The organism is Comamonas sp. Z1 (genome assembly GCF_008121555.1).
GTDB lineage: Bacteria > Pseudomonadota > Gammaproteobacteria > Burkholderiales > Burkholderiaceae_C > Comamonas > Comamonas thiooxydans.
Map to the genome: position 1 here is coordinate 1 of NZ_VOQT01000051.1, position 3,207 is coordinate 3,207.

At 58.9% G+C, this 3,207-nt stretch carries 1 protein-coding gene; it reads right to left on the minus strand.

Going from position 1 to position 3,207, the window contains the following annotated elements:
• Positions 1 to 144: 144 nt before the first annotated feature.
• The gene (locus FSY45_RS27630; RefSeq protein WP_003049965.1) at positions 145 to 3,060 is read right to left on the minus strand and encodes a Tn3-like element IS1071 family transposase; all 2,916 of its coding nucleotides are present in this window, start codon (positions 3,058 to 3,060) and stop codon (positions 145 to 147) included.
• Positions 3,061 to 3,207 lie beyond the last annotated feature (147 nt).

Here is a 3,207-nt window from a genome sequence, read left to right on the forward strand (position 1 = left end):
TGGGGTCTCCTCGTTTTCAGTGCAATAAGTGACGGTACGAAAAGCTAGCACTGGCGCGGAGGTGGTGTTGGTAGATCGTTGATTTCATTGACTTTCCTGTTCACTTTCAAATCTGCGATTCGTGGCGTCAAACCGTGGTCGGTTTCATCCATTGGTGCCAGTTATCGATGCATTTGGCCGCGAAGGCAGGATTTGGTCAGCATAGCGGTCAACCGGGAAGCGAAACACACCCCGCAAGTTGATGCTCTCCAGCCTGGTGGGCGCAATCTTCCCGATCAGTTCCGGTGGAATGACCTGGCGGCGGTTCGACCAGCGATCCAGGACCGCCTGCATCTGTGAGGTATTCCACGCCATCACGATGTTGGCCATCAGGCTCAACGCATCGGCCACAGCCTGCATTTCATCGACACGTTTGGCCTGCGCCGGGCTGATCCGGCCGGTATAAATGGCGCGCTTGAGGGCGTTAACAGCCTCGCCCCGATTGAGCACCCGGCGCAACTCGTTCCTGAAAGCGTCCTTGACAAAGTAGTCAGCCAAAAACGCCGTACGCAGCAACCGCCCCAATTGCACGCCAGCCTCATAGATTGGATCGCCCTGGGCGGCAGAACCGAACCGCGCAAGAGCTGCCACCGCACTGGCATGTCCGCTCATGACCGAGGCTGCCAGGTGCACCAGACTATCCCAATGCTTTTCGATCAAAGCGACGTCGACATTGGCTTCGCACACCGCAGCGATTTCTGCGGGCACTTTGGTGCCGCGTGGCACAAAGAGGTGGCGCTGTTTGAGTTCCTTCAACCGCGGGCAAAGATCAAAACCAAGCAAACGGGCATGTGACATGGCAAAGTCGGTGTAGCCATGGGTATCCACAGCAAGCTGGCTGGTCTCCAGCTTTTCTTGGCGGATGACACCTTCAATGGCCACGCCCGCCTGGCGCTCATTGAGCACAAAGGGCTGCGCATGGAAGATGCCCCACCGGTCTTTTACATGGGAGTAGATTCCAATGGAAGGTGTGTTGCGCCGAGGATCAAGCCGGGCTTGCCACACCCGTTTGGTGGTCTCCATGCTCATCATGTCAGAAGATGCCAAATCGGACCGCCCCCAGGTGGCGGCAATCGGGTGTCGCTGCATGAATTCCAGCACAGCCTGGCAGGCCTGGCTCAGACGCCGTTCGTCCCGCGCCCAGCGCATGGCCTGGCGAATGCTGGTGGCAGACAATTGCGGAATCATGCGCGCGCATTCGACCGCAGTCAGACTGGTGCCGTGGGCCATGATGCCGGCATAGACCATCAGCAGCTCGTCGGTAGAGCGCGGCTCACGTCCGAGCATGATCCAGCTAAAGCGCACCTGGGCGTCAACGGCCAGAATCACTTCCGGCAATTGAACCTCACCGATGCGGTGATCCAAAGCCGCGCGCAGCTTGGTCACTTCTGGGTCTTCGTCCTCTGCGGGCAATGGCGACAAATGGAGTTCATCATCCACGCGCAGTACGCCACTGCGGGCTGCAGCGGCCACCGCATCGACACCGGCAGTTACTCTGGCCAGCAAAGGCTTCAAGAAAGTGGCAGCCTTGCTGGGTAACGATAGACGGGCATAGTGTTTCTTGGACTCTGCCTGCCAACGCTCGTCCGTGAAGAACAAGCGCGCACGACCCCGAAAGCTCAGGCTGTGCTCAATCCAGACCGAGCCATTGCGCACCGCGCGGCGCAGGGCAAACAGGGTGGCCACCTCCAACGCCTGAAACGCCCGTTCCCGGTCTGGGCTGGAGATCGAAACCTGCCAGATCATTCCCAGACTTGGTGCCACCACTTCAACTGGCAGCTTTCTGGATCCTTTGAGATATAAAGCTTGCAGCTTGGCAAGGTACTCGATGGCAGGATGCTCGCCGGTGGCCTGCCAGGGCAGCTTTGCAATGGCGACGAGCAACGACCGCACGGGGCGAATTCCATCAATCAATCCCTCGCGGACCAGGGAGGCCCTGCTCGGTGGTTTGCGTTTCTGGGTTTCGGTGATCAAGGCTTCAAGACGGGCACGCAACTCAGCATCTGGCACCGCACCTTGCGCGCTCAAGGCAACAAGTTCGCCGAGCAGCGTTTTGTACATTGCGGCCCAATTGACGGTAGCGGGGACATCGGCGGCAGCCTGACGCCACAGATCGGCGATCCGGCGCTGCACCATAAGGATCAACTGGTCTGTGGTGGTGAACAGGCAATACCGAAGAAAGCATGCGACCTCCACGGTGCGCGCTGGCTCTTTGATCTTGGCTCCGGCTGAGGGCGGCCTGGAGACAAGTCGGCGCGCGTAGCGGCGCAAGATGAGATCGGGGATGTCTGCCAGGTGCTTATGAACGTCCAGCGTGTAAAGCAGGTCGATGCGCTCCAGTACCTCGCTGATTTGGCGGGTTGAGTGTTTCGCCGGTGCAGCCCATAGCCAACTCTGCTGGGTTTGTCCATCTGGGCGCAGCTCTGAAACTGAGGCTCGCCAGCGATCAAGTGTTGCTGGATCAACGCTGGCGGCGATGGCGGTGCCTGTTTCAACTTCAAGCTGGGCAAGTGCCGCCGCAATCAGTGTCCGAATTGCCCGCTCGTGCACGATCACCAGCTTGTTCTTGTACAGCCATTGACGCGCCCGCACGAGTAGCTGATCGCGGTCGGCGCAGCGCGCCACTTCGTCGCGCAGTTCACGTACCAGTGAGCGGCGCTGGTGCTCGCTCATCCACTGGAATCCAAGGACCGTGCAGGCTACTTGTTGGTGATCGAATAGCGTGCGCCCGCGTTCATACATGGCTCTCAGCGAGGCGACTTCTGGTGCTGCAATGCCAAGCTCGTTGCCAAGGTGGCGCCACAAGGCTACTGGAATTACCCGAAAGGCACCGAGCAAACGCCCACTCATGCGCAGGAAACCAATATGGAGCGCCAGACCAAGCTTGTGGGAATCACCTCGGCGTGCATTGATTGCGTCGCGCTCGGCACCATCGAAGGTGAAAAATGCCTTCATCTCGAAGTCGCTGATATCGCGGGGGAGCCCACGCATCCCCAAAAACGTTGTGTGCCAACCCTGCATCGTGAACCTCAAAAGTGGGAGGCCACCATACCCGTTTACAAAGCGAACAGGAAAGTCAATGAAATCAACGGTCTACCCAGACCACCCCCGCGCCAGTGCTAGCTTTGCGTACCGTCACTTATTGCACTGAAAACGAGGAGACCCCGA

Coding starts and splice junctions, on each gene's coding strand:
- FSY45_RS27630 (WP_003049965.1), bottom strand. CDS start 3,060: ATGCAGGGTTGGCACACAACGTTTTTGGGGATGCGTGGGCTCCCCCGC.